Annotated in this window: 20 protein-coding genes and 1 pseudogene; 13 read left to right on the top strand and 8 right to left on the bottom strand. The window is 65.8% G+C overall.

What is annotated here, in order from left to right; translation table 11 throughout:
• Window positions 1-358: 358 nt before the first annotated feature.
• From dxs to dut, 5 genes are all read right to left on the bottom strand, one after another.
• Window positions 359-2,311: a 1-deoxy-D-xylulose-5-phosphate synthase gene (gene dxs / locus E3O47_RS14200; RefSeq protein WP_134420983.1), complete on the bottom strand. Its 1,953-nt coding sequence runs from the start codon at window positions 2,309-2,311 to the stop codon at window positions 359-361.
• A 110-nt stretch (window positions 2,312-2,421) separates the two neighbouring features.
• On the bottom strand, window positions 2,422-5,271 hold the full coding sequence (gene acnA, locus E3O47_RS14195) for an aconitate hydratase AcnA (protein WP_104099628.1): 2,850 nt from the start codon (window positions 5,269-5,271) through the stop codon (window positions 2,422-2,424).
• A gap of 217 nt (window positions 5,272-5,488) precedes the next feature.
• A complete protein-coding gene (locus tag E3O47_RS14190) occupies window positions 5,489-6,286 on the bottom strand; it encodes a DUF3159 domain-containing protein (protein WP_104099610.1) in 798 nt (265 codons plus the stop codon).
• Between the two features lie 11 nt (window positions 6,287-6,297).
• Entirely contained in the window at window positions 6,298-6,927 is a 630-nt protein-coding gene (locus E3O47_RS14185) for a DUF3710 domain-containing protein (protein WP_104099609.1), read from the bottom strand.
• Entirely contained in the window at window positions 6,924-7,400 is a 477-nt protein-coding gene (gene dut / locus E3O47_RS14180; RefSeq protein ID WP_104099608.1) for a dUTP diphosphatase, read from the bottom strand. The genes E3O47_RS14185 and dut overlap by 4 nt, the downstream gene beginning before the upstream one ends.
• A 38-nt stretch (window positions 7,401-7,438) precedes the next feature.
• Between dut and E3O47_RS14175 the strand changes: the two genes are divergently transcribed.
• Window positions 7,439-7,894: a DUF3093 domain-containing protein gene (locus E3O47_RS14175; RefSeq protein WP_104099607.1), complete on the top strand. Its 456-nt coding sequence runs from the start codon at window positions 7,439-7,441 to the stop codon at window positions 7,892-7,894.
• Between the two features lie 6 nt (window positions 7,895-7,900).
• On the opposite strand, the gene E3O47_RS14170 is transcribed toward E3O47_RS14175, so the two are convergent.
• The gene (locus E3O47_RS14170; RefSeq protein ID WP_104099606.1) at window positions 7,901-8,194 is read right to left on the bottom strand and encodes a DUF4193 domain-containing protein; all 294 of its coding nucleotides are present in this window, start codon (window positions 8,192-8,194) and stop codon (window positions 7,901-7,903) included.
• 196 nt (window positions 8,195-8,390) lie between these two features.
• Here E3O47_RS14170 and sepH point away from each other — a divergent pair, with 196 nt between their 5' ends.
• Window positions 8,391-9,542: a septation protein SepH gene (gene sepH, locus E3O47_RS14165; protein ID WP_104099605.1), complete on the top strand. Its 1,152-nt coding sequence runs from the start codon at window positions 8,391-8,393 to the stop codon at window positions 9,540-9,542.
• 88 nt (window positions 9,543-9,630) lie between these two features.
• Complete coding sequence (locus E3O47_RS14160; RefSeq protein WP_166785109.1) at window positions 9,631-10,671, top strand: FUSC family protein; 1,041 nt, start codon at window positions 9,631-9,633, stop codon at window positions 10,669-10,671.
• Window positions 10,672-10,918: 247 nt separating this feature from the next.
• Here the strand turns inward: E3O47_RS14160 and E3O47_RS14155 are convergent, their stop codons facing one another.
• Window positions 10,919-11,482, bottom strand: coding sequence for a YceI family protein (locus E3O47_RS14155; protein ID WP_104099603.1), 564 nt, complete (start codon window positions 11,480-11,482; stop codon window positions 10,919-10,921).
• Window positions 11,483-11,683: 201 nt separating this feature from the next.
• Between E3O47_RS14155 and E3O47_RS14150 the strand changes: the two genes are divergently transcribed.
• Window positions 11,684-12,346, top strand: a complete 663-nt coding sequence (locus E3O47_RS14150) for a hypothetical protein (RefSeq protein WP_134342492.1) — start codon at window positions 11,684-11,686, stop codon at window positions 12,344-12,346.
• A 167-nt stretch (window positions 12,347-12,513) separates the two neighbouring features.
• Here E3O47_RS14150 and E3O47_RS14145 read toward each other — a convergent pair whose 3' ends face one another.
• Window positions 12,514-13,713 (bottom strand): glycoside hydrolase family 3 N-terminal domain-containing protein, encoded by a 1,200-nt coding sequence (locus E3O47_RS14145; RefSeq protein ID WP_241986216.1) that lies wholly within the window; start codon window positions 13,711-13,713, stop codon window positions 12,514-12,516.
• 96 nt (window positions 13,714-13,809) lie between these two features.
• Here E3O47_RS14145 and E3O47_RS14140 point away from each other — a divergent pair, with 96 nt between their 5' ends.
• From E3O47_RS14140 to E3O47_RS14100, 9 genes and pseudogenes are all read left to right on the top strand, one after another.
• Complete coding sequence (locus E3O47_RS14140) at window positions 13,810-14,571, top strand: oxygenase MpaB family protein (RefSeq protein ID WP_241973117.1); 762 nt, start codon at window positions 13,810-13,812, stop codon at window positions 14,569-14,571.
• 49 nt (window positions 14,572-14,620) lie between these two features.
• Window positions 14,621-15,124, top strand: coding sequence for an Lrp/AsnC family transcriptional regulator (locus tag E3O47_RS14135; RefSeq protein WP_104099599.1), 504 nt, complete (start codon window positions 14,621-14,623; stop codon window positions 15,122-15,124).
• Between the two features lie 110 nt (window positions 15,125-15,234).
• A complete protein-coding gene (gene pdhA / locus E3O47_RS14130; RefSeq protein ID WP_134420981.1) occupies window positions 15,235-16,389 on the top strand; it encodes a pyruvate dehydrogenase (acetyl-transferring) E1 component subunit alpha in 1,155 nt (384 codons plus the stop codon).
• Window positions 16,386-17,399 (top strand): alpha-ketoacid dehydrogenase subunit beta, encoded by a 1,014-nt coding sequence (locus E3O47_RS14125; protein WP_134420979.1) that lies wholly within the window; start codon window positions 16,386-16,388, stop codon window positions 17,397-17,399. The genes pdhA and E3O47_RS14125 overlap by 4 nt, the downstream gene beginning before the upstream one ends.
• The gene (locus E3O47_RS14120) at window positions 17,399-18,838 is read left to right on the top strand and encodes a dihydrolipoamide acetyltransferase family protein (RefSeq protein ID WP_134420977.1); all 1,440 of its coding nucleotides are present in this window, start codon (window positions 17,399-17,401) and stop codon (window positions 18,836-18,838) included. The genes E3O47_RS14125 and E3O47_RS14120 overlap by 1 nt, the downstream gene beginning before the upstream one ends.
• Window positions 18,839-19,656: 818 nt before the next feature.
• A complete protein-coding gene (locus E3O47_RS14115; protein WP_134420975.1) occupies window positions 19,657-20,499 on the top strand; it encodes a phosphatidylinositol-specific phospholipase C/glycerophosphodiester phosphodiesterase family protein in 843 nt (280 codons plus the stop codon).
• Between the two features lie 236 nt (window positions 20,500-20,735).
• Window positions 20,736-21,131, top strand: a complete 396-nt coding sequence (locus E3O47_RS14110) for a hypothetical protein (protein WP_134420973.1) — start codon at window positions 20,736-20,738, stop codon at window positions 21,129-21,131.
• A gap of 1,139 nt (window positions 21,132-22,270) precedes the next feature.
• Window positions 22,271-22,366, top strand: a pseudogene (locus E3O47_RS16675) (integrase core domain-containing protein); the annotation flags it as partial.
• 672 nt (window positions 22,367-23,038) lie between these two features.
• On the top strand, window positions 23,039-23,667 hold a 629-nt coding region (locus E3O47_RS14100; RefSeq protein WP_174722155.1), incomplete at its 3' end, for a transposase.

The following is a 23,667-nucleotide window of genomic DNA, read 5'->3' as shown; positions in this document are numbered from 1 at the left end:
TGCCGCGCCGACCCCGTCGGCCGCACCGAGGCCACCAAAACACCCGCCACCGGGTCCAGATTCAGGTCCTCAACGACCGTCTTATCGACACCCAGCAAAGTCCGCCATATTGTTAGAGACCGCACGCCGTTTTCCCGCCTATAAAGTTTCTTTCCTTTGACAGTCAGAAACCTAGACAGGAAGCGGCGTGCGGCCGTTAAGGCGCTCCGAAACACCCACAGATGAAGCAGGAGAGCCAAAATCTCCGTCGAATTGGTTCGACACCGGGCACGGCACCCCGCCTGTGATGAACAGCGATCACGCGGTGATCTCAGCCCCAGCCTTCCGGAAACGACACAACCATTCGATGGGGAATCGCCTAATCCTGCTTAAGGTTTGCCGGGATGCTGGCGGTGTCGGCGCGGTCCGCCGGCAGGGGCCGCGCATGCGGGATCTTGCTGCCGAGCACCATTGCGACGACATCGCGGGCGATGCGCTGCGGGGTCAGCCCAACACGGTCGAGGATCTCGGCGCGGGTGCCGTGGTCGAGGAATTCGTCGGGCAGCCCCAGTTCGGTGACCGCCGTGTCCACGCCGGCTTCACGCAGATCTTGACGGACACGGGTGCCGACGCCGCCGACCCGGACGCCGTCCTCGATGGTCACGACGATGCGGTACTCCGCGGCCAGGGCCACGATGCTCCGCGGTACCGGGACGACCCAGCGCGGGTCGACGACGGTGGCTCCGATGCCCTGGGCTGCGAGCCGGTCCGCCACATCGAGACCGATCGTGGCCATCGGCCCGACAGTGACGATCAGCACGTCTTTCTGGGCTGATTCCAAGAGCACGTCTACGCCGTCGCCCAGGCGGCGCACGGCGTCGATTGGGGCGCTCACGCTGCCCTTGGGAAAGCGCAGCACAGTGGGCGCGTCGTCGACGGCCACGGCCTCTTCGAGCTCCTCTGCCAGGCGCACCGAGTCCCGAGGTGCCGCGAGGCGGATCCCGGGGACGACCTGAAGGATCGCCAGGTCCCAGATGCCATGATGGCTGGGACCGTCGGGCCCGGTCACCCCGGCCCGGTCGAGCACGAATGTGACGCCGGCCTTGTGCAGGGCGACATCCATCAGGACTTGGTCGAACGCTCGGTTGATGAAGGTGGCGTAGAGCGCGACGACCGGGTGCAGGCCGCCGAAGGCGAGGCCGGCGGCACTGGTGACGGCGTGCTGCTCGGCGATGCCCACATCGTGCACCCGGGCGGGGAATCTCTCGGCCATCTTGTGCAGGCCGGTGGGACGGAGCATGGCCGCGGTGATGCCCACGATCTTCGGATCGAGTGTGGCAAGGCGCAGCAGCTCGTCGGCGAACACCGACGTCCAGGAGGGTGCGCCGGCGGATTCGGTGGACTCCCCTGTTTCCGGGTCGATCTGGCCGACCGCATGGAACTGGTCGGCGGTGTCCTGAACGGCCGGGTCGTATCCCTTACCCTTCTGGGTGATCGCGTGCACGATCACCGGCGCGCCGTAGCCCTTGGCCTGATGGAGCGCCTCGACCATCGCCGCCATGTCGTGGCCGTCGATCGGACCGATGTACTTGATGTCGAGGTTGGAGTAGAGCGCCTCGTTGTTGGAGAACCGGGCGAGGAAGCCGTGCATGCCGCCGCGCACGCCGCGGAAGAACGCCCGGGCGGGCGCGCCCATCCGTTCGAAGGCCTGACGGCTGGTCAGATAGGCACTGTGGTACGCCTGTCGGGTGCGCACGGTGTTCAGGAAGCGGGCCATGCCGCCGATGGTGGGCGCGTAGGAGCGGCCGTTGTCATTCACGATGATGATCAGGCGACGGGTGTTGTCGTCGCTGATGTTGTTGAGGGCTTCCCAGGTCATGCCCCCGGTCAGGGAGCCGTCGCCGACGACCGCGATCACATGGCGGTCGCTCTGCCCGGTCATCTCGAAGGCTCGGGAGATGCCGTCAGCCCAGGACAACGAGCTGGAGGCGTGGGAACTCTCCACGATGTCGTGCTCGGACTCGCGCCGCTGCGGGTAGCCGGCCAGGCCGCCGGCCTGGCGGAGGAGGCTGAAGTCCTGGCGCCCGGTGAGCAGCTTGTGCACGTAGGCCTGATGTCCGGTATCGAAGACAATGGCGTCACGCGGGGATTCGAAGACCCGGTGCAAAGCGATGGTCAGCTCGACCACGCCGAGGTTGGGACCAAGGTGCCCGCCGGTCTTGGAGACTTCCCGAACGAGGAACGCCCGCACCTCGGCCGCGAGCTGGACGAGCTGTTCCATCGAGAGGCGATCCAGATCTCTCGGCCCGAAGATCGTGTCCAGTAGCGCCATCGATAACACCTTTCACGTTGCGCTATCCGCCACCAGAAAACCGGCGCATAGATTCGGTCAAGCCGAGTCTACGCGCCGGTTTCGGTAGCTGGCCTAAAGGCTCCTGCGTGCTAGGCGACCAGCGAACGCAGGACGTACTGCAGGATGCCGCCGTTGCGGTAGTAATCGGCCTCACCCGGGGTGTCGATGCGGACGACCGCGTCGAACTCGACTGTGGCCTTGCCGGCGGCAGACTGCGCACTCGGCGCCGCCGTGACGCGCACCGTCTTCGGGGTGACCCCGCTGTTCAGCTCGACGAGACCCTCGATTGTGACGACCTCCGTGCCGTCCAGTCCAAGTGACGCCCAGCTCTGGCCGGCCGGGAACTGCAGAGGCACGACGCCCATCCCGATCAGGTTCGAACGGTGGATGCGTTCGAAGCTCTCCGTGATGACGGCCTTCACCCCGAGGAGGCTGGTGCCCTTCGCGGCCCAGTCGCGGGACGAACCCGAACCGTATTCCTTGCCACCGAAGATGACCAGCGGCGTGCCGGCGGCCTGGTAGTTCTGCGAAGCGTCATAGATGAACGCCTGCGGAGCCCCGTCAACGGTGAAGTCGCGGGTGTAGCCACCCTCGACTCCGTCCAGCAGCTGGTTGCGGAGACGGATGTTCGCGAATGTGCCGCGGATCATGATCTCGTGGTTGCCGCGGCGCGAGCCGTAGGAGTTGAAGTCGCCCCGTTCGACGCCGTGCTCCAGCAGGTAGGCGCCGGCCGGGCTATCGGCCTTGATCGAACCAGCAGGGCTGATGTGGTCGGTCGTGACCGAGTCGCCCAGTTTGGCCAGCACACGGGCACCGACAATGTCGACCACCGGGGTGGTCTCCATGGTCATGCCGTCGAAGTATGGGGGCTTCCGCACATACGTGGACTCAGGGTCCCACTCGAAGACCTCGCTGTCCGGTGTCGGCAGGCCGCGCCAGCGCTCGTCGCCCTCGAAGACATGGCCGTACTGCTTCGTGAACATGCCGGTGTCGATCGAGCCGTCGATCGTGGACTGCACCTCGGCGGAGTCGGGCCAGATGTCCTTGAGGAACACCTCGTTGCCGTCGCTGCCGATGCCGAGCGCATCCGTCTCGAAGTCGAAGTTCATCGAGCCTGCGAGGGCGTAAGCGATGACCAGCGGCGGGCTGGCCAAGTAGTTCATCTTGACGTCGGGGCTGATCCGACCCTCGAAGTTGCGGTTGCCTGAGAGCACCGCGGTGACGGCCAGGTCGTTGTCGTTGATCGCGGTCGTGACCTCGTCGATGAGCGGGCCGGTGTTGCCGATGCAGACCGTGCAGCCGTAGCCGACGGTGTAGAAGCCGAGGGCCTCGAGGTCGCCGGTGAGGCCGGCCTTCTCGTAGTAGTCGGTGACGACCTTCGAGCCCGGAGCCAGGGTGGTCTTGACCCACGGCTTGCTCGTGAGGCCCTTCCTGACGGCGTTTCGGGCGAGCAGGCCCGCGGCGAGCATGACACTCGGATTGGACGTGTTCGTGCACGAGGTGATGGCCGCGACAGCGACCGCTCCGTGGTCGAGCGTGTAGTTCGCGCCGTCTTGCGTGGTGATCGCGACGGGCCTGGACACGCTGATCGGAGCGTGGCTCACGTGGTTGTGTGAGGCCTTGTGGTCAAGGTTCTCGTCCTCGGCGGTGAAGCCGATCGGGTCTGAAGCAGGGAAAGAGGCCTCGACGGCCGCGTCCACAACAGTCCAGTCCTGCGTCGCGTAGCTCTGCAGGTCAAGTTCGAACTGCGACTTCGCCTCGGTGAGGATGACGCGGTCTTGCGGGCGCTTCGGGCCGGCAATCGACGGCACGACGGTGCCCAGGTCGAGCTCGAGGTACTCGCTGAAGACGGGCTCCTTGTCGGCATCGTGCCACAGGCCCTGCAGCTTCGAGTAGGCCTCGACGAGTGCAACCTGCTCGTCGCTGCGACCCGTCAGGCGCAGGTAGTCGAGGGTGACGTCGTCGATCGGGAACATCGCGGCCGTGGATCCGAACTCCGGGCTCATGTTGCCGATCGTGGCCCGGTTGGCCAGCGGAACCTGCGAGACACCCGCGCCGTAGAACTCGACGAACTTACCGACCACGCCGTGCTTGCGCAGAATCTGGGTGATGGTGAGCACGACATCCGTCGCGGTGACGCCGGTCGGGATGGAGCCGTTGAGCTTGAAGCCGACCACCTTGGGAATGAGCATCGAGATGGACTGGCCGAGCATGGCTGCCTCGGCTTCGATGCCGCCCACACCCCAGGCGAGCACGCCAAGGCCGTTGACCATGGTCGTGTGCGAGTCGGTTCCCACGCAGGTGTCGGGGTAGGCCTGAAGCACGTCGTTGCCCTCCGCGTCCGGCACGGTGCGGGTCATCGTGACGCGGGCCAGATACTCCAGGTTGACCTGGTGCACAATGCCGGTTCCGGGCGGCACGACCTTGAAATCGTTGAACGCGGTCTGGCCCCAGCGCAGGAACTGGTACCGCTCACCATTGCGCTCGTACTCGATCTCCACGTTGCGCTCGAGGGCGTCCGCGGTTCCGAACAGGTCGGCGATGACGGAGTGGTCGATGACCAGCTCGGCCGGAGCCAGCGGGTTGATCTTCTTCGGGTCGCCGCCGAGTTCGGCGACGGCCTCGCGCATGGTGGCGAGGTCGACGATGCACGGCACGCCGGTGAAGTCCTGCATAACGACGCGGCCAGGGGTGAACTGGATCTCGGTGTCGGGTTCCGCCGTTGGGACCCACTCACCCAGGGCGCGAATGTGGGCCTCGGTGATGTTGGCGCCGTCCTCGGTGCGAAGGAGGTTCTCCAGCAGCACTTTCAGGCTGAACGGAAGCCTCTCGTAGCCCGTTACCGCGTCGAGACGAAAGACCTCGTAGTCCGTCGACCCGACCCGCAGGGTGTCCTTGGCTCCAAAACTGTTTACGACCGCATTATTAAGCGCCGACACGATGCCCTCTCCTTCGTGGAAACCGACGGCGAAACCGTCCGCAATCCTCAATCCTGACGACCAGACGCCTGCCCCTGCCAGCAAGGGTAACCTAACCGGCGGATGCCACGTGCGGACGATGTCCAACGCCGAACTATCTTGACGTAGAGATAACTCTAGCGGTGCCACCGCGTTTCCCGCGCCTATTTCCGGCGGGTGTCGCGGAATCGCGGTGAATTTATTCGGGCCGGCGACCCGCTGCGTCGTCGGTCTCCCGGTCGTCGGCGCGGTAGACCGCCCGGACCACCAGCCACGAGATCACCAGGAGTGGCGCGTAGAGCGGAATCCCCATCAGGAGCTTGACGGCGCCGAGCCACTCCACGTTTCCGGAGTAGTAGAGGGGAAGCTGAACAGCCAGGCGCAGGGCGAACAAGCCCGCCCAGCAGAGCGTGAGAATGGTCAGCACCCGACGCCTGGACCGGTTCGACCGCCAGGCGATTCCCTCGCCCATCAGGAATCCGACAGCCAGCCCGATCAGCGGCCAGCCGACGACCGCCGAGATGAAGAGGGCTCCGCCGTACAGTCCATTGGTCCAGAATCCGGGCAAAAAGAAGTCTTCGGCGCGGCCAGTGAACAGAGCGAGCACGGCGCTGACGATCAGTGCCACCAGGCCGCCGACGGCAGGCGTCACCGTTTGGCGGCTAATCCGGCGCAGAACGATGAAAACGACGCCGATCAGCACCGGCACAACAAGGGACAGCACCAGCGACTGCTCGGGAAAAAACTGCCGGGTGAAGGTGTAGGTGATCAGGAAGACGAGTCCGGGCAGCAGGGCCTCGACCAGTCCACGGATGCCGCCCATCGCGGCCAGCAGGGCGCGCCCGCTGATCGGATCACCCTCGGCCGCCGGCGTGAAGCCGGCCCGCCGGGCCGCCGCCGCCATGCCGTCGGCGAACGCGGCCGGCACGGGCGAGTCAGGCGCGTTCTCTGATGCGTCGGGCTCGCGGGCCTCATCGGGGAGTGGTGCGTCCGTCATCCCGGCGTTCTTCAGGACTGGCCCGGCTCGGCCGCAGTGGCGGGGGTGGCCGGCATCCGCAGCGGAATGAGGTCACGCGGCGGCATCGGGGCGGATCCGCGCACCACGACGATGCTGCGGAACAGGTTTTCGATCTCGGTCGCGGCGTCGGTGTTGATGGCACCCTCGCCGGCAATCACGCCGCGCAGGAACCAGCGCGGGCCGTCGACTCCGATGAAGCGGGCCAGCCTGCTCGTTCCGTCGGATCCCTGACCCGCGGCCACGGGGATCTCGGCCACCAATTCGGGGCCGAACGGGCCTTCGCGCAGAGTCGTCGTTCCGCCCTGCTTGCCGATCTGATCGGCGATCTGGGCGCGGATTTCGTTCCACAGGCCACTTGAGCGGGGCGCGGCGAACGGCTGTACCTGGAGGGTGGAGCCGGCGTAGTCGAGCCCGATCGCCACGACCCGCTTGCTGCCCTCTTCGATCTCCAACCGTAGGTGAAGCCCCTCACGCGGGAGGATCTTGACCCCGCCGAGGTCCACGTAGGGCCGCACCGGGTTGGCTTCGGCTTCGTCGAGGGGACCCTCGGTCGCACGATCGCCCGGCGCCGACTTGGCCGTCTCGTCCGGGTTCTCCTCCGGGTTCGCGGTGTCGCTCACTGGTTGTCTCCTGACGTTGAGGTGCCCGTGCTGATGTTCCGGCTCAGGCCGGTGGACCCGAATCCGCCAACCCCGCGCTGGCTGCCGGGCAGCCGATCCACGGGAATAAACGTGGCCCGACTGACGGGCATGATGATGATCTGGGCGATGCGGTCGCCGATCGCGATCGCATGGGGCGTGGTCTGGTCGGTGTTAAGCAGCGTCACCTTGATCTCGCCACGATACCCGGCGTCGACGGTGCCCGGCGCGTTCACGATCGTGATGCCGTGCTTGGACGCGAGACCGCTGCGGGGCACGACGAATGCCGCGAAACCGTCGGGCAGGGCGATCGCCACGCCCGTGCCGACCAGTGCTCGTTCGCCGGGGGCCAAGACTAGAGCCTGGGAGGAATGAAGGTCCGCTCCCGCGTCACCCGGGTGCGCGTAGCTCGGGAGGATGGACGCGGTAATCAGGACTTCGACGCTTTCTGCCACGTGTCGAGGCTAGTGCAGAAGTCTGATCGAATAGACCCATGCCTGAATATCGCGAAAAACTCTGGGCCTCTCCCGCACCTTATGTGGCGACTGCGCTCATCATTCCTGCCAGCATCCTCGTGTTCGCACCGATTTCGATGCTGGCCGGGGTGCTGCTGGCCGCCGGTCTGTACGCCGCTTGCGTTCTGGCGCTGCTCTTGTCGGCACCGGTGGTGCAGGTGCGGGGCGGTGAGCTCACCGCCGGGCGCGCGAGCATATCGATCGATCTGGTCGGCGAGGTTTTGCCCTTCGACGGAGATGAGGCCGCCCTGGAACGTGGCCAACGGCTCGACGCCCGGGCCTGGCTGCTCATCCGCGGGTGGATTCGGCCCGTCGTGCGAATCCCGATCGTGGATGCGACGGATCCGGCGCCGTATTGGCTGGTGTCGACGCGGCGCCCACAGAAATTGGCCGCCGCGATCAATGGATCGCGACGGCCAGCATCACATGATTGAGCGCGTTTAGGAGTCGCACTCCAGGCATACCAGGCCGAGCTTGGTCTCGTGCGACATCTGCGAACGGTGCTTCACCAGGAAGCACTCCACGCAGGTGAACTCGTCCGCCTGCGGAGGCAGAACGACGACATCGAGGTCGAGGTCGGACAGATCAGCGCCGGGAAGGTCGAAACCACCGGGGTTGTCCGAGTCGTCGACATCTACGACACCGGACATCTTGTCGGGTACGCGCTCCTTGAGGGCCTCAATCGACTCTGAGTCGTCTTCGGTCTTCCGTGGTGCGTCGTAATCGGTTGCCATACCCATCCATTCAGTTACGCCGAGAAAGGATTTCGGCGGCCATAGTTTCCAACAATCCGGGCGGAATAGCAAACTACACGCCGCGTCATTTGCTCGGCACAGTCATCAACTTGCGGCACGCCCGGCGTATTCCCCGAAGATTCACTCTTTACATGGCAGTCTTAGGCGCACTAGTGATGGCGAAAGGGCTTTCAACATGCAGGAATTGAAAGTTATTGGAGTCGAGAGCGGTGCGTTGCTCGCAGCGTCTGAAGAGGGAGACCGATTCAGGATCCCCATCGACGAAGTTCTCCAGTCCCGGCTTCGCCAGGCCCAGGTGGAACCAGCGTCGGGGCCGAAGCTGAGTCCCCGGGAAGTGCAGGCGCACATCCGTGCCGGCATGTCCGCCGAGGACGTCGCCGCGGTCACGGGTGCGTCCCTCGATTTTGTGCGCCGCTTCGAGGGCCCGGTCGTCGCCGAACGCGACTACATGGTCTCCTGCGCGCTGAGCGTGCCGGTGCACACCGCCATCGACCTCGACCCGATCGAGGGCGGCGCCACCTTCGGCACCGTCATCCGTGAGCGTCTGGCCTCGCTCGGCGCCACGAACGAGCGCTGGGCCAGCTGGAAGGAACCCGGCGCCGGCTGGATCGTCAAACTGGCCTTCACCGCCGATGACATCGACCACGACGCCCGGTGGGGCTTCGAACCCAAGAAGAACTCGCTCTCTCCGGTCGGCAGTGAAGCCATCGCCTTGTCGCAGCAGGGTGAACTGAAGGGTGCCCTGATCCCGCGGCTGCGGGCCGTCGGCGCCGAGACCAGCCTCGCCGATGTGTCCCGCTTCGACAGCGGCGCCTTCACCTTCAAGGAATCACTGTCCGAGGAGACGTTGCACGATACGGCGCCGATTCTGGACCCGGTGCCGTATTCCCGGTCGGCCGGCACGACGGATGCCGTGTCCCGTGCAGCCATCAAGCGCGCCGACGAACCGCCGCAGAGCCTGAGCGAGACGGCCGACCTGCTGGCGTCACTGCGCCGCCGCCGCGGGGAGCGCGAAGCCGCCGCTTTCGAAAGCAACCAGGTCGAGAGCCACTCCAGCCACAGCAACCCCGCCAGCACCAGCCCGGCCCCGGGCATCCGTCTGGTGAACCAGCCGGTCGAGGCCGCCGCGGAACCCCACGCCGCTCCCTCGGCTCTCGCCGCCCCGCCGACCGAGGCCCCCCGCAACGCCTGGTCTGCCCAGGCCGCCGGGGGTCAATCACCGGCCGCGACTCCGCGAGCGTCGGGTCATGGCAAGCGCGGGCGGGCCTCGATGCCCAGCTGGGACGAAATCGTGTTCGGTGCCCGCACCGACGACGACCTGCCCTAGCACGCAGGGTTTCAATGGCGCCGGCACCGGCACCGGTCCGACGAGCCTGTGCATACGACTCGCCCACGCATTCGACTACCCTAGGCAAGTGAGAATCAACACCCGGCTGCGATCCACAAGCCGGATTCCTCTGCTCCAGGCAGTGAAGACATCCGTGGCCGTCGCCCTCGGCTGGATCCTGTCGCAACTGCTACTGGACACGGAGCAGCTGCCCGTCTTCGCCGCGATCGCCGCCCTGCTGGTGGTGCAGCCGAACATCAACCAGACCCTCGGTCGCGCGGTCGAACGCAGCCTGGGTGTTATCGGCGGGGTCATCATCGCCTATGGCGTCGGTGTCGCATTCGGCCAGTCCAGCTGGGTCGTTCTCCTGGCCATCGTGTTCTGCATCATGCTGGCGTGGGCGCTTCGGCTGGCCCCCAGCTCGGCGAGCCAAATTCCGATCAGCGCCATGCTCCTACTCACAATCGGCACGGCTACGGCTGAGTACGCGCGGGACCGCATCGTCGAAACCATCATCGGGGCGGCGGCCGCACTCCTCGTCAACGCCCTGATCGTGCCGCCAGTGCTTCTTCGTCCGGCGCACGCGGCTGTGATCCGACTTGCGTACGAGATCGCGGACACCCTCGACCGGATCGTCGACGCCCTGCGGTTTCCGCAGAAGGCCAGCCAGATCGAAGAGATGATGATTAAGGTGCGTCTGCTGCGCCCCATGCTCGCCAAGGCGGATCAGGCGCTCAAGCAGGCCGAGGAGAGCCTCACGCTCAACCCGCGGCACGCGGTGAACCGGCGTCTCCTCGACATCGACGAGGAGCTCTTCGCCCGGCTGACCTCGCTCGTCGCACGCGCGATCGGCATGACCCGGTCCCTGCGCGACCACTACGACCATTCCCTGCACCTCGAGCCCACGGTGCTCGCGATCACTGTCGAGCTGAGCCGTGCCGCCCATGACCTGAGGCTCCTCGCCGAACAGGTGGACCACCCCGGCGTCCAGCAGGTCAGCCTGCCGCAGGAACCACCCACCCTGACCGCCCCCCTGATCATTGCGACGCCTCATCCGCAGCACTGGATCCTGATCGGATCCCTGATGGAGGACCTACGACGGGTGCGTGAGGAGATCAAGGGCGAATAGCCGATGATGTCCGAGGTGCACAATATGCCCGTCGGATCGAAAGGGAGCGCCCGCGTATCTGGCCCCGAACGCCTGCGCTCGGCCCGAGCAGCGTGGTCTCTCATTCACGACCAATACCCCGGGGTGTAGAGGATCGGAGCGGCCGCGTCGGTACCCTGACCAAAGGTCGACACGAGAGGGACCTCACTCTCGTGGGGTCCCTCTCGTGTTTGTTGTCCACCCTGCGCAGACCTCTGCGCGGGGACGACTACGCCTGGTTGAGCGCGGCCTGAAGTTCGATGGTGATGATGACCTTTTCGCCGAGCAGCATTCCGCCGGTCTCAAGGGCCGCGTTATAGGTGAGGCCGAAGTCGGCGCGGGTGACCTCGGTCTTCGCCGTGGCGCCGGCCTTGTAGTTGCCGTACGGGTCGGTGCCGAAGCCGCCGAACTCGAAGTCGAAGGTTACGGGCTTGGTGACGCCCTTGATGGTGAGGTTGCCGTCGACGAGGAAGTCGTCCTCGACCTGACGCACGCCGGTAGAGACGAAGCTGATGGTCGGATAGGTCTCGGCGTCGAAGAAATCGCCGGTGCGCAGGTGGCCGTCGCGGTCCGCCTGGTTGGTGTCGATCGTCACGACCTGGGCCGTGGCCGTGACGGAGGAGTCGAGCGGGTTCTCGCCGGTAACGAAGGTCGCGTCGAACTTCTCGAACGTGCCCTTGACCTTGCTGATCATGAGGTGGCGGATGCTGAAACCGACCTCACTGTGGGTCGGGTCGATGGTCCAGGTTCCGGCCTTGTAGCCGGGTATGCTCGCTGCGGTGGTCTGAGTCATGGGTTCTCCTCAATTCGCGGAACGGTGGATTCTCGTCCTCACATTCATGCAAGCGCATAGGAAAGTGAAATATTCCGAATCGGGGAGAGTTCTTTTCGACAGTGGTCCGGCCACTCCTGCCGGAATCCCTTGACTGCCTCCGGGGCCGAGGGTACCGTCGGTCGCTCAGGGGCTGGTGCATGGGTGGAACGGAGGGCTGAAATGCGCTCACGGTTTTTGCTCCCCCTGGGTCTGCTGATCGCCCTGCTCGCCGGATGCGCGTCCCCGGCCCCTTCGTCGCCCTCCTCTGCTTCGGCAACGGCAACCGAGAGCGTGGTAATGCGCCCCATCACCGAGGGCGGTCTGCCTGCCGCGGGCTTCACCGTCACCGAGGAGACGACCGTCACGCTCGACTGTGGCAGCGCGTCGTTCGATGATCGGCCGTCCGCAGTCGCCGTCGACGACAACATCCACGCCTGCACACCGTCGAGCGCGTTCGCCGTAGCGTGCTGGCAGGATGCGGCGCCCGGCTTTGTGGCCTGCTACCGCGACCCGTGGACCACGGCGGTGGTGCGCCTGCCGAGCACCGGGAGCCTGCCGGCGGCCACCGCGCCCGAGCAGGCGCGACCGCTCGGGCTGTTGCTCAGCGACGGGGACCGCTGCCTGATTCGCAGCGGTGGCGTTTGGAACGACCTGACCGAGCACCCCGCCTGGTACGGCACCTACTCGTGCACGGAAGATGGGGCGGTCTGGGCGGAGAGCGCAGACGGCATCGATCGGTCAGGCCCCCGATGGACGGTACGCGTCGCGCCCATTTCGGGGGGAGATCCGCTCACCACCCGCGAAGTCGTCACGGCGTACTTCGTCGGCACGGCAGAGGGCTAGCGGACTGAGAGCTGACCGGGCGCCCGACGGACTGGGTCATGACTTTGGTGACACCCAGCTGAGGACACTCCGGTGCCTCCGACGAAGACGAGAATGCGTGATTAGAGTGTGCCGGCATCCATGAGGTCCTACTCGGTGCGGTTCGCTGCACAATCTGGATTTGGGGTTCACTCCTGGGATGCGCTGAGGGCGGCCCGGCCGCGCAGCACCAGGAGCTTGTAGGCAGCATCATCGATCTGCTCCAGCGTGAGCCGCCCGGTATCGACCGCTTCGACGATTCTGCCGATCAGAACTGTGACATCGGTGCCGTACCGCGCGGGATTCGCCGGCAGAACGGAGAGCAGCATGGTGTTGCCCGCTGCCAGGGCGGCGATCCCGTTCTCGGCCGGGTCGGCGTACTCCGGCAGGCCGAAGTCCTGGAGCATCAGCAGATCGTCGGTAATCGTGACGCCGTCGAAACCGAGTTCGGTGCGGAGGATCTCGTGCCAGGCCGGCGACAGGCTCGCCGGACGCGGATCGACGCTCGGGTAGGCCAGGTGGCCGAACATGATCAGCGCCGCGCCAGCCTCGATTCCGGACTGAAACGAAGGCGCCTCACGGGTCAGCCAGTCCTGATAGCCAAGCGGAGTCGACGGGATGCTTCGGTGCGAGTCCCCCGGCGCCGCCCCGTGACCGGGGAAGTGCTTGAGCGTGCTCAGAACCCGCGCACGCTCACCGGTGACCGCCGCAGCCACCCGGGCGGATGCCGACGCCGGGTCGGTGCCGAGCATCCGGCCGGCCAGGAACGAGCTCGGGTCGGCCGTGACGTCGGCGACGATGCCGAAGTTGACACTCACGCCGACGGACTGGAGCAGGGTCGACCGACTGCGGAAGGCATCCTCTGTGGCCGGTGCGGGGAGCGTCTGCAGCTGGGCAGCCCCGGGCGCCAGGTCGGCGGGCAGCCGGGAGACCTCGCCGCCCTCCTGATCGATGCCGATGAGCAGCGGGAGTTCCGGGTCGGGACTGAGGGCATCCGTCATTGCCCGCATTTCTTCCGGGGAGACCGGCACGTTGTCATCCATCAGGATGAGTCCACCGAGGCCGTTCGCCCCGGCGAAGGTGCGCAGCTCGGCCGCATCTGTTCCCGGCTGGTGCAGCATCAGTAGGCTGGCGACCTTCTCGGTCAGGGACATGGCGGCCAGGCGGCGAGTGGCGTCTTCGGCAACGGGGCCGGCCGACCAGCCGGGCCCGAGCGGGGCGGCAGTGCCGCTTTTCGCGTCTGTTCCGCGCGCCGCGGTGCAGTCGGAGGGGGTGAGGGCCAGCAGGGCCATGGCGGCGAGCGCCGCCAGGCGGCGGGCTGGGGCCGGGTGTCGTCGGCCGGAGATCACCGATCCAGGCTAACCTGCCGGCAGCTACCGCGGCGAAGCGCCCATCCGCTTCACCGCTGGCGGCGTTACAATCGGTCTTCGAGCGGGGAGGCGCGCATGCAGATGAGGGACATGGCCGGCGAGGCCGTGCTGATCGCCGCCGGCGGGCGGTCCATCCTCCTGCAGATCGCCGACCCGGCGATCGGCCACGGAATTGCGCACCACAGCGACTTCGCCTCCCGACCGCTCGATCGGCTGCGCGGCACCCTGACCTACGTGTACGCGGTCGTGTTCGGAACGCCGGAGGAGGCTGCCCGGGCACGACGCCGGGTCGATCACGCCCACGCCCCGGTGTCGGGCTTGGCCACCGAGGCTCGTCCGGCTTACACCGCCTTCACCCCAGAACTGCAGCTCTGGGTGGCGGCGACCCTGTATGACTCCGCCATGACCATGCGGGAGCTGGTCTACGGCCCGCTCGACGGAGCCACGGCGGACGCGCTCTACCGGGAGTACGCCGTGCTGGGCACGGCGTTGCAGATGCCCGCGGAGCTGTGGCCGCCCAACCGGGCCGCCTTCGCCGCCTACTGGGACCGACGCGTCGGCGAGTTGCAGACGGATGCCGCCACGCGCGCCGTGGCACGCCAGCTGCTGCATCCCCGCACCGGGCCGCTCTGGCTGCGGCTGATGATGCCACTGGGCCGGTTCGTGACCGTCGGACTGCTCCCCTGCTCGGTGCGGGAACTGTTCGACCTGCCCTGGACCGCGGGGGCGCAGCGCCGCTTCGACCGGCTGATCCGGCTGACCATACGTGTCTATCCCCGGCTTCCGCGCCGGCTGCGCCACTGGCCCAAGAACCACTACCTGCGCGCGATGCGGTAGTCGCCTGGGCTCGCGGTAGTCTGAGGGTTTCCCCAGCCTGAGGATTCCAATGACGCAGCACTCGGCCCCCGCCGCCCCGGGCACGCCCGACGGTCTCGACGCGATCGACCGGCAGATCGTGGCCGAACTCAGTCGCGACGGCCGCCTGTCGATGCGCCAGCTGGCCGTGCTCGTGCACATTTCCCGCACCACCGCGCACACCCGGATGCAGAATCTCGTGCGTCACGGTGTGGTCACTGGATTCGGCGCACAGATCGACCGCCGGGCGCTCGGGCTCAGGGTCTCCGCCCTCGTGATCGTCAAGATCGGCGATGTCTCCTGGGCCGAGATGGCCCGGCGCCTGAGTGAACTGCCCTTCGTCGAAAAAGCTCAGGCCGTGAGCGGCGACATCGACATCATCCTCACCGTCAGCGCTCCGGACCACGAGCAGCTGAGCCAAGCCATCCTGCGCGATATCCACAGCATGCCCGGCGTGATCTCCACCCGGTCCCACCTCATCCTCGAGGAAATCACCGGCCTGCCCCCGGCTCGCGCTGCGGACAGCTGGCGCTGAACGGTCGTTTTCCGCGGACGAATGGCCCGGCACGACGCCGCTTCGGACCAATCGTTCGTATCCGTCGCCGGGGCACCGTCGACGGCGCGGAGATGCCCCACCATTGCGACATGAGCCTCAATGTCGAGAGCCTGGTTGAGAGCCCCCTCGCCGCGCCGCGTCCCCTCCGCCTGATCGATGACACCGGTCGCGCCGCGCCACTCGATGAGGCCGGTGGGTTTGACCTGCCGGACCCGGGCACACTGCTCAATCTCTACCGGCGCATGGTCGTCGCCCGCCGGTTCGACGTGCAGGTCACCGCGCTGACCCGGCAGGGACGCCTGGCGACGTACCCGTCAGCTCTCGGCCAGGAGGCCTGCGAGATCGCCGCGGTCGCCGCCCTCGGCGCCGAGGACTGGCTCTTCCCCACCTACCGGGACAGCATCGCCCTACTGACCCGCGGCGTGCCGCCCGAGCACATCCTGGCCTCGTTCCGCGGGGACTGGCACAGCGGCTACGACCAGAACGCCCACCGGATCGCCCCGCAGGCCACCCCTCTGGCTACCCAGGCGCTGCACGCCGTGGGGCTCGCGACCGCGTCCAAGCTCAAACGGGAGCGCACCGTCGCACTGACTCTGCTCGGCGACGGCGCCACCAGCGAGGGCGACGCCCACGAGGCGTTCAACTTTGCTGCCGTCTGGCAGGCCCCGGTCGTCTTCGTGGTGCAGAACAACCAGTACGCGATCAGCGTGCCGCTGGACAAGCAGATGCGCTGCCGCACCATCGCCGACAAGGCCATCGGCTACGGGATGCCCGGCTACTTCGTTGACGGCAACGACGTCGCCGCAATGTACGCGGTCACCTCGTCGGCAGTGGAGAACGCCCGCGCCGGCCACGGCCCGACCCTGATCGAGGGTCTGACCTATCGGATGGAGGCACACACGAACTCCGACGACCCGAGCCGCTACCGCGATCCCGGGGATCTGGAGATCTGGCGACGCCGCGACCCGATCACCCGCCTGGACACCTACCTGTGCGAGATCGGTGCGCTGAGCGACGCGGAGCGTGCGGACATCCGTGCCGAGGCCGAGGATCTGGCGGCGGACACCCGCGAATGCATGACCCGGTCCGCGCCAGTGGATCCGCTGGAGCTATTCGACCACGTCTACTCGACCCCGCGCGCCGCCCTGGCGGAACAACGAGCCTTCCTCGCAGCTGAGCTCGACGAGCACGCCGAACACGCCGTCGCAGCATCCGTCGCCGCTCACTCAGGAGTCAACTCATGACGCTCCCCGACACCGCACCGACGCCCCTGCGCGCACCGGTCACTCTCACCATGGCAGCGGCGTTGAACGCCGCGATCCAGGACGCGATGCGCGACGATCCGACGGTCGTCCTGTTCGGTGAGGATGTCGGCCCGCTCGGCGGCGTCTTCCGTGTGACCGACGGGCTGTACGCCGAATTCGGGGAGAGCCGCGTGAGCGACTCGCCGCTGGCCGAATCGGGGATTGTGGGCACCGCGATCGGCATGGCCATGTACGGCCTGCGCCCGGTGGTCGAGATGCAGTTCGACGCGTTCAGCTACCCGGCGTTCGAGCAGATCGTTTCGCACGTGGCCAAGATGCGCAACCGCACCCGTGGGCGCATCCAGCTGCCCCTTGTGATCCGGATCCCCTACGCCGGCGACATCGGGGGTGTGGAACACCACTCCGATTCCTCCGAGGCCTACTGGACGGCCACGCCCGGCCTCACGGTGATCTCGCCATCGAATCCGGCGGATGCCTATTCAATGCTCAGCGAGGCCATTGCTTGTGACGACCCGGTCATTTTCCTCGAACCCAAGAGCCGGTACTGGGCCAAAGCCGAGCTCAGCCTGCCTGTGCGCACCGCGCCGATGACCACTGCGGTCGTGCTGCGGGAGGGCACCGATGTCACGCTGATCGCCTACGGTCCGACCGTGAAAACGGCCCTCGCGACGGCCGAGCTGGCCGTCGCCGAGGGGCTCTCGATCGAGGTGATCGACCTGCGCAGCCTCTCCCCGTTCGACGACGAGACGGTGGGCGCCTCCCTGCGGAAGACCTCCCGCGCCGCTGTGCTGCACGAGGCGGCGCAGTTCGGCGGCTACGGGGCCGAGGTCGCCGCCCGGCTGACCGAGCGCAACTTCTACCACCTGGCAGCGCCGATCCTGCGGATCACGGGTTTCGATATCCCCTATCCCTCCCCCAAGCTCGAGCAATACTTTCTGCCCACTCCCGACCGCATCCTGACCGCCCTCGGAACCTGGGAGTGGAACTGATGGGTCAGAATTTCATCCTGCCCGACCTCGGCGAAGGACTCACCGAAGCCGAAATCGTCTCCTGGCTGGTCGCCGTGGGCGACACCATCACCATCGACCAGCCCGTGGTGGAGGTCGAATCGGCCAAGTCCATCGTGGAGTTGCCGTCGCCGTTCGGCGGTGTGGTCGAGGCCCTGAACGGGGTCGCCGGCCAGATCATTCACGCCGGGCAGGTGCTGCTGACAGTGACGGATGCCGCCGAGGCCGACGCCGCACGGCCGACCGCTCGGACTGCTGTTAAGCCCGCAGCGATGGCAGCCGGGGTTCCGGTCGCGGAGGTCGACGGGTCGGCATCCGGTGCTGTGCTCATCGGCTACGGCACGAGGGAGAACACGGGTCCCGTGCGGCGCCCTGCCACTGCGCGCTTCGGCGTGCGACCCGGCTCAGCGGCTCCGGTCGTCGCGGCAATCGTCGAACCGGTCTCCGAGGTGACTCCGGCCACCCCGGTAACGGCTCCGACCTCTCCGTCTTACCCGGCCGGCCGCTCCCCGGTGGTCTCACCGCTGGTGCGGCGTCTGGCCCGCGAAAACGGCCTCGACGCGACCCTGCTAATCGGCAGTGGGAGCAACGCGCTGGTGCTGCGCCGGGACGTGGAATCGGCAATCCGGGAACGGGCCGCAGCGGTTGAGTCCACACCGGTGGTCGAGCCCGCGGCACTGGCCCAACCTGCACCCGTGGCGGAGCCGGTCGGAACCCGGGCCGCGCCCACCGACGACATCCGGATCCCGATCACCGGCCTACGCAGGGTGGTGTCGGAGCGGATGACCACCTCGCGCCGGGAAATCCCCGAGGCAACCGTCTGGCTCGATGTGGACGCCACCGAGCTCTTCGCCGCGCGGGACCGTCTCTTCGACGCCACAGGCGAACGCTTCAGCGTGACCGCGCTGATCGCCCGGTTCACGGTCGCCGGACTGCGCCGGTTTCCGCTGTTGAACTCCTCAGTCGACACGGCCAGCCAGGAGATCCTCCAACGCGGTGCCATCAACCTCGGGCTTGCCGCTCAGACCCCGCGGGGGCTGATGGTGCCGGTCGTGCACGACGCCCACTCACTGACCACCCGCGAACTCCGGGATGCGATCGCCGGTATCGTGACCCAGGCAACGGATGGCTCGTTTCCCCCATCTCGACTCAGCGGCGGCACCTTCACCCTGAACAACTTCGGTGCTCTGGGTGTCGACGGGTCAGCCGCGATCATCAACCACCCCGAGGCCGCCATTCTGGGCATCGGACGGATGATCGAGCGCCCCTGGGTGGTCGATCACACCCTCGCGGTGCGCACTGTGGTCGAGCTGTCGCTGGTCTTCGACCACCGGGTCTGTGACGGAGGCACCGCCGCCGGTTTCCTCACCTACATCGCACGCTGCATCGAGAACCCTGTGAGCATGCTCGCCGACCTTTGACCGAGCCGCAAACGGCCTCGACCCTGCTGTGGTGCCGCCTGGGGTCGAGGCGTGCGCCAGGTCGTCTACGACACGCCAGGACGTCTCGTGGCAGGGGTTTCCTGCCGCTGGGGTTTGTTGCGGTCGACGCCCTCAAGTGCGAATCCTCACCGGGCGGACTATCCGGGCGGGCTATCCGGGCGCTCCACCCGGCTGCGTTTGCTTCTGGCCCCGAATTCCGGGCCCGAGTGCGCTTAAGGTCCGGCTTGCGGGCAGCCTGGCGGGTCGTGCCGTTCGCAGGCGAGCGCGCTCGACTGCGCGCAGTTCGGCGCGACACGACAATCGAGCAAGTCTCTCGATATAACTCCGAGGCTGTGATCTGTATCGGAGTGCCATTCGGACACAGCAGACCCAGTGGATCGTCCCGCACGGCAATACGATCCGGCTCGATGGCAGAGCCCGCACAGTCAGCGCTGACAACACCTGAAGTCAGCGCGGCAAGCATGACAAGGTATGCCAGCGCTGCGACTATTCGACTGTTAGAACCAACCCGGTGGCCCTCCAGTGAATACCGAATCTGCCGGCGCGACGCGAGGACGGACTGGTGGAGCTAGGAGCGTGATTCTTACGCGAGCAGAAGGTCACGCAGGCCCAGACCGTTCATGGTGCGTTGGTTCGACCGGCGCCAGCACTTAACCCGACGGCGATAGAACTGTAGCCGTTGCGCATTCGAAACCGAACCAGCTTGTGCACTGGAACACGCGTGGAGCCGATAACGCGGTCAATCTTATTTCGACGGGACTTTCTCGGCGGAACACACTTCGTAGAAATGGACTTCCATGATCGTCAAAAATTCCGCTTTGGTTCTCGTTACCCTCGTCGGCCTCGCTACCGTCACCGGCGCGGCCGCACCATCACAGGCCGACATCGTGCCCGGCGAACCGCAGGATGCCGCCCACGCGCACAATGACTATGAGCATGAGCGTCCGTTATTTGATGCCCTCGAGCACGGATTCACCAGTGTGGAAGCCGATGTTTGGCTCGTAGATGGCGAGCTTCTCGTCGCTCACGATCTCGAGGATGTCCAGGCGGGGGTTACTCTCGAAAGCCTCTACCTGGATCCGCTCGACCGCCTCGTGGACGGCCGTGCTGGCAGTGTCTACTCTGGCTGGGATGGCAGCTTCCAACTTCTGATCGACATAAAGAGTGACGGCGAGAGTACCTACGCTGCGATCGAGGAAGACCTGGCTGAGCATCGCTCGATCATGACCAAGTACACGAACGGCAAAATCAAATCCGGACCGGTTGTCGCCGTGGTCAGCGGCAACCGCCCTCTAAAATCCATGCAAAATCTTGACTCACGATTGGCTTTCTATGACGGCCGCTCCGGCGACTTGACATCTGGAATACCAGCCGATCTCATGCCGCTGGTCAGTGAGAATTGGAACAAGCTATTCGTGTGGCAGGGCGTCGGTCCGATGCCGGAAAGCGAAAAGGTCAAGCTGCGCGAATACGTGCAGTCGGCGCACTCTCAGGGCTACCGCGTCCGTTTCTGGGGGACCCCCGATGTTCCGGGCGAAGCCCGCGAAGCGATCTGGACTGAGCTGCACGAGGCCGGCGTTGACCACATAAATACCGATGACCTCGCCGCGCTGGAGAAGTTCCTGGGGAGCCGGAGCTAGCGGAAATCGCCATCCACTCGCCTGGACCTGAAAGAAGTACTGTGAACACAGTAGAAATCGATCGGTGTCCCCAGTTCGCGAACGAATTCCGCCGTTAACGGCACTGGCCTCCACGGCAAAATCTCTCAACGGGCTGCTGGGAGATTCATGCGGAGACCGTTTCCAAAGGCCCTTTCCCCGAGACGTCGAAACGGTCCTTGTTGCCCGAAGTTGGGCAAGGCCTGTAGCTTTCGGAAATGACGACCGACCGTGTAAGGCCGACAGGGAACCACCGCCTACCCTCCTGGGCCGCGGGGTCGATGGCCGCCTACCTAGTGTCAGTCGCCGGGCTCATTGCGGCAGTGTCCGTGATGCACGCCTTCGAACTGGGCGGCGGGACGGCCGCACCCGAAGCGATGGTTCTGCTCATCGTGGTACTGACGTTGCCGTTATCTACTGCGTACTATGTCGTCGGTTCACTGGGTTCATCGCAAGTGTCGGGGCCAGAAGAATTCGCCGTCGGAGCATTGACCATGAGCGCGGCGTTGTACTACTTGGGATTCTTTCTCTTGGCTGCCATTAACGCTGCCGTCTTCAGATGGATAGTTTTCAGCACTCGACGACGGCGGGCGAAAGCTCAGTCTGATCCCTGACGGTCAACCGACGCGCTAGGGCGCGCGGAGCCAGCGCGAAGCAGTGGCCTGGCGAGGACAAGCCCGCAAACCAGGCCAGCGAGGGCAACAGGGAAAGCCACCAAAGCGCTGAGGTGTGGGAACAGAGAACCTCCGAAAAACAAGGTGAGGCCGCCGACAAGGACAGCCGGGGCTGCGACGAGGGCGCAGGACCAGATGGGAGCGTGCATCGACCGAGCCCAGACCGCGGCAGCGAAGAGGGCGACCGAACCAACAAGAATGAGATTCTTCCCCACACGATCGCGTTCGAGAGCCCCACCGGTTGGCTCAAAAAAGAACGTTCTATCGAGACCTGTCCCCAACAGGACCAGCCCGACGAGGATGAGCGCGGACCATGCGGCCAGGGCGGCAACCCAGAGTGAGAGGCGGACCCAGCTGGCTGTCATCGCTGCACTCATCTCTGTTGCAGTCATGTGCGGAACCTGAAATCCGCCTTTTCGAAAGCCGCCGGTCGTCGAGTGTCACCTCGTCAGGTTCCCGCCCAACTGGACGCGTCAACCGCGGCCCCAAGGCCCGACCCTACTGTTCAGAATCGCTATCCGCACCGCCCAATTCGGGGAAGAAGCCTCGGCGTTGCCCGACGCTTTGATCTGACGATCGCGTGCAGAAGTTTCGCCCATGGGACGAATCTGACACCGGGCACCTGCTTCGCGCCTTCGGTGCCAACGATGACCTCGCAACCCAGGTCGGCGACACCGACCTGTCAACGCTCGAGCGCTGCCAGGAATTCATCGCACTTCAGCTCGCCCCGTCCAGCCCGTCCGTGCGCAACTTCGCAATCAGCGTCGACGGCAAGGCTGTCGGCAATGTGGGCATCGAAAACATGGAGCATCGACACGCCACCGGTAGGGTTTACTACTGGGTGTCCGCCGAGGCCCAAGGCCAAGGCCTTGCCTCATGCTCCCTCGCCTCGGCTACCCGCTGGGCATTTGAAAGGCGCGACTTGCTCCGGCTCGAGCTCGGCCACAGGGTCAACAACCCGGCGTCCTGCATCGTCGCACTGAAAGTGGGATTCAATATCGCAATCTCCCAGCGGGCTGCTGGCAGGTTGATGCGGAGACCGTTCTGCTATCGGTGTCTCTTGGTTACGTCCCCGTGNAGCAGCCACCTACCAAGACTGGATCCATAGCTACAATCACCACAGACCCCATACCGGCATCGGCGGCAAATCACCCATCAACCGTGCTCACAACGTCAGTGGGAACAACAACTACGTCACGACCGCCTACCTCTGCCGCCTTGCCGAGGAACTGCCAGTCCTCGAAACGGAAGAGTTGACCGCTGTCGGCTGGTTCTTTCCCCTCCAGATCAAACAGCTCGATCGGTTCGAATGGATAGATCGAGTCATTGACGACATCGGGCCCAGCTTGAACGGGCTCGATTCAGCCCAAACGGTACCCCCTCACGCGATCACCTAGGAGACAGCAGCCTAGACATCACGTTTACCGCGCTCGACCTGCCAGCTGACCACGCTGCACTGATGCAGTTTATGATGTCTAACGAGTTCCCCTTCCACGTGAACGCCAGACCGTCCCCCACGGATCTCGAGCGAAAGACCTCCGAGGGAGCATTTGGCGGCCCCGATCACGCGAGCTTCTGGGTCCAATCGGAATCCGAAGGGCGCGTAGGCCTCGTGATCCTCGAAGACCTCCTCGACGACGCACCCTTGTTCGACCTGCGGCTATCCGCGAACGCTCGGGGCCGCGGGTTAGGCGCGCCCATTCTGCAGGCCCTCACCGCCGATGTAAGGTTACGTCCCCGTAAGTGGTGTGATTTCCCGCTCTTGAGTGTTGCTTCGTCAACGTGAAGAGCCACCGTGGGATGGTCAGTGAGTACCGACTAAAGCAACTCACAAAGGACACCACACGATGGCTCTAGACCAGTCTGCCCTGCTCGACCTGCTGGGAGAACTCAAACTCACCGATGTCACCGACTGCATCCGCGTCGCGACCGAAACCTTGTATCAAGAATTGATCGATGCGGAGGCGACCGCGTTCATCGGTGCAGCCCCGTTTGAACGCTCCGGCGACCGCACCACCCACCGCAACGGCACCCGGCCGCGCACCCTGACGACGACGGCCGGGGACCTCGATCTGAAGATCCCGAAGCTGCGCGCCGGCTCCTTCTTCCCGGCGCTGTTGGAGCGTCGCCGTCGGGTCGACCAGGCGTTGTTCGCGGTCGTGATGGAGGCTTATGTCCACGGTGTATCGACCCGCAAAGTCGACGACCTGGTCAAGGCCCTCGGCGCTGACACCGGGATCTCCAAGTCGGAGGTGTCCCGGATCTGCGCGGGCCTGGACGCTGAGGTGGCCGAGTTTCGCGACCGCACCCTCTCCGCGCAGGACTTCCCGTACGTGTTCCTCGACGCGACCTACTGCAAAGCCCGCGTCGGCCACCGGATCGTGTCCCAGACCATCGTCGTCGCGGTCGGCGTGGCTGCCGACGGGCGCCGGGAAGTCCTCGGTTTCGACGTTGGTGACAGCGAGAACGAGGGCTT

The organism is Cryobacterium sp. TMT2-17-1 (genome assembly GCF_004402765.1).
Taxonomy (GTDB): domain Bacteria; phylum Actinomycetota; class Actinomycetes; order Actinomycetales; family Microbacteriaceae; genus Cryobacterium; species Cryobacterium sandaracinum.
Note: the sequence above shows the minus strand (reverse complement) of the source record. Positions and strands in the feature narration are given on the sequence as shown.

Coding starts and splice junctions, on each gene's coding strand:
- dxs (WP_134420983.1), bottom strand. CDS start 2,311: ATGGCGCTACTGGACACGATCTTCGGGCCGAGAGATCTGGATCGCCTC.
- E3O47_RS14190 (WP_104099610.1), bottom strand. CDS start 6,286: ATGACGGACGCACCACTCCCCGATGAGGCCCGCGAGCCCGACGCATCA.
- E3O47_RS14175 (WP_104099607.1), top strand. CDS start 7,439: ATGCCTGAATATCGCGAAAAACTCTGGGCCTCTCCCGCACCTTATGTG.
- E3O47_RS14170 (WP_104099606.1), bottom strand. CDS start 8,194: ATGGCAACCGATTACGACGCACCACGGAAGACCGAAGACGACTCAGAG.
- sepH (WP_104099605.1), top strand. CDS start 8,391: ATGCAGGAATTGAAAGTTATTGGAGTCGAGAGCGGTGCGTTGCTCGCA.
- E3O47_RS14155 (WP_104099603.1), bottom strand. CDS start 11,482: ATGACTCAGACCACCGCAGCGAGCATACCCGGCTACAAGGCCGGAACC.
- E3O47_RS14150 (WP_134342492.1), top strand. CDS start 11,684: ATGCGCTCACGGTTTTTGCTCCCCCTGGGTCTGCTGATCGCCCTGCTC.
- E3O47_RS14140 (WP_241973117.1), top strand. CDS start 13,810: ATGCAGATGAGGGACATGGCCGGCGAGGCCGTGCTGATCGCCGCCGGC.
- E3O47_RS14135 (WP_104099599.1), top strand. CDS start 14,621: ATGACGCAGCACTCGGCCCCCGCCGCCCCGGGCACGCCCGACGGTCTC.
- pdhA (WP_134420981.1), top strand. CDS start 15,235: ATGAGCCTCAATGTCGAGAGCCTGGTTGAGAGCCCCCTCGCCGCGCCG.
- E3O47_RS14125 (WP_134420979.1), top strand. CDS start 16,386: ATGACGCTCCCCGACACCGCACCGACGCCCCTGCGCGCACCGGTCACT.
- E3O47_RS14120 (WP_134420977.1), top strand. CDS start 17,399: ATGGGTCAGAATTTCATCCTGCCCGACCTCGGCGAAGGACTCACCGAA.
- E3O47_RS14115 (WP_134420975.1), top strand. CDS start 19,657: ATGATCGTCAAAAATTCCGCTTTGGTTCTCGTTACCCTCGTCGGCCTC.
- E3O47_RS14110 (WP_134420973.1), top strand. CDS start 20,736: ATGACGACCGACCGTGTAAGGCCGACAGGGAACCACCGCCTACCCTCC.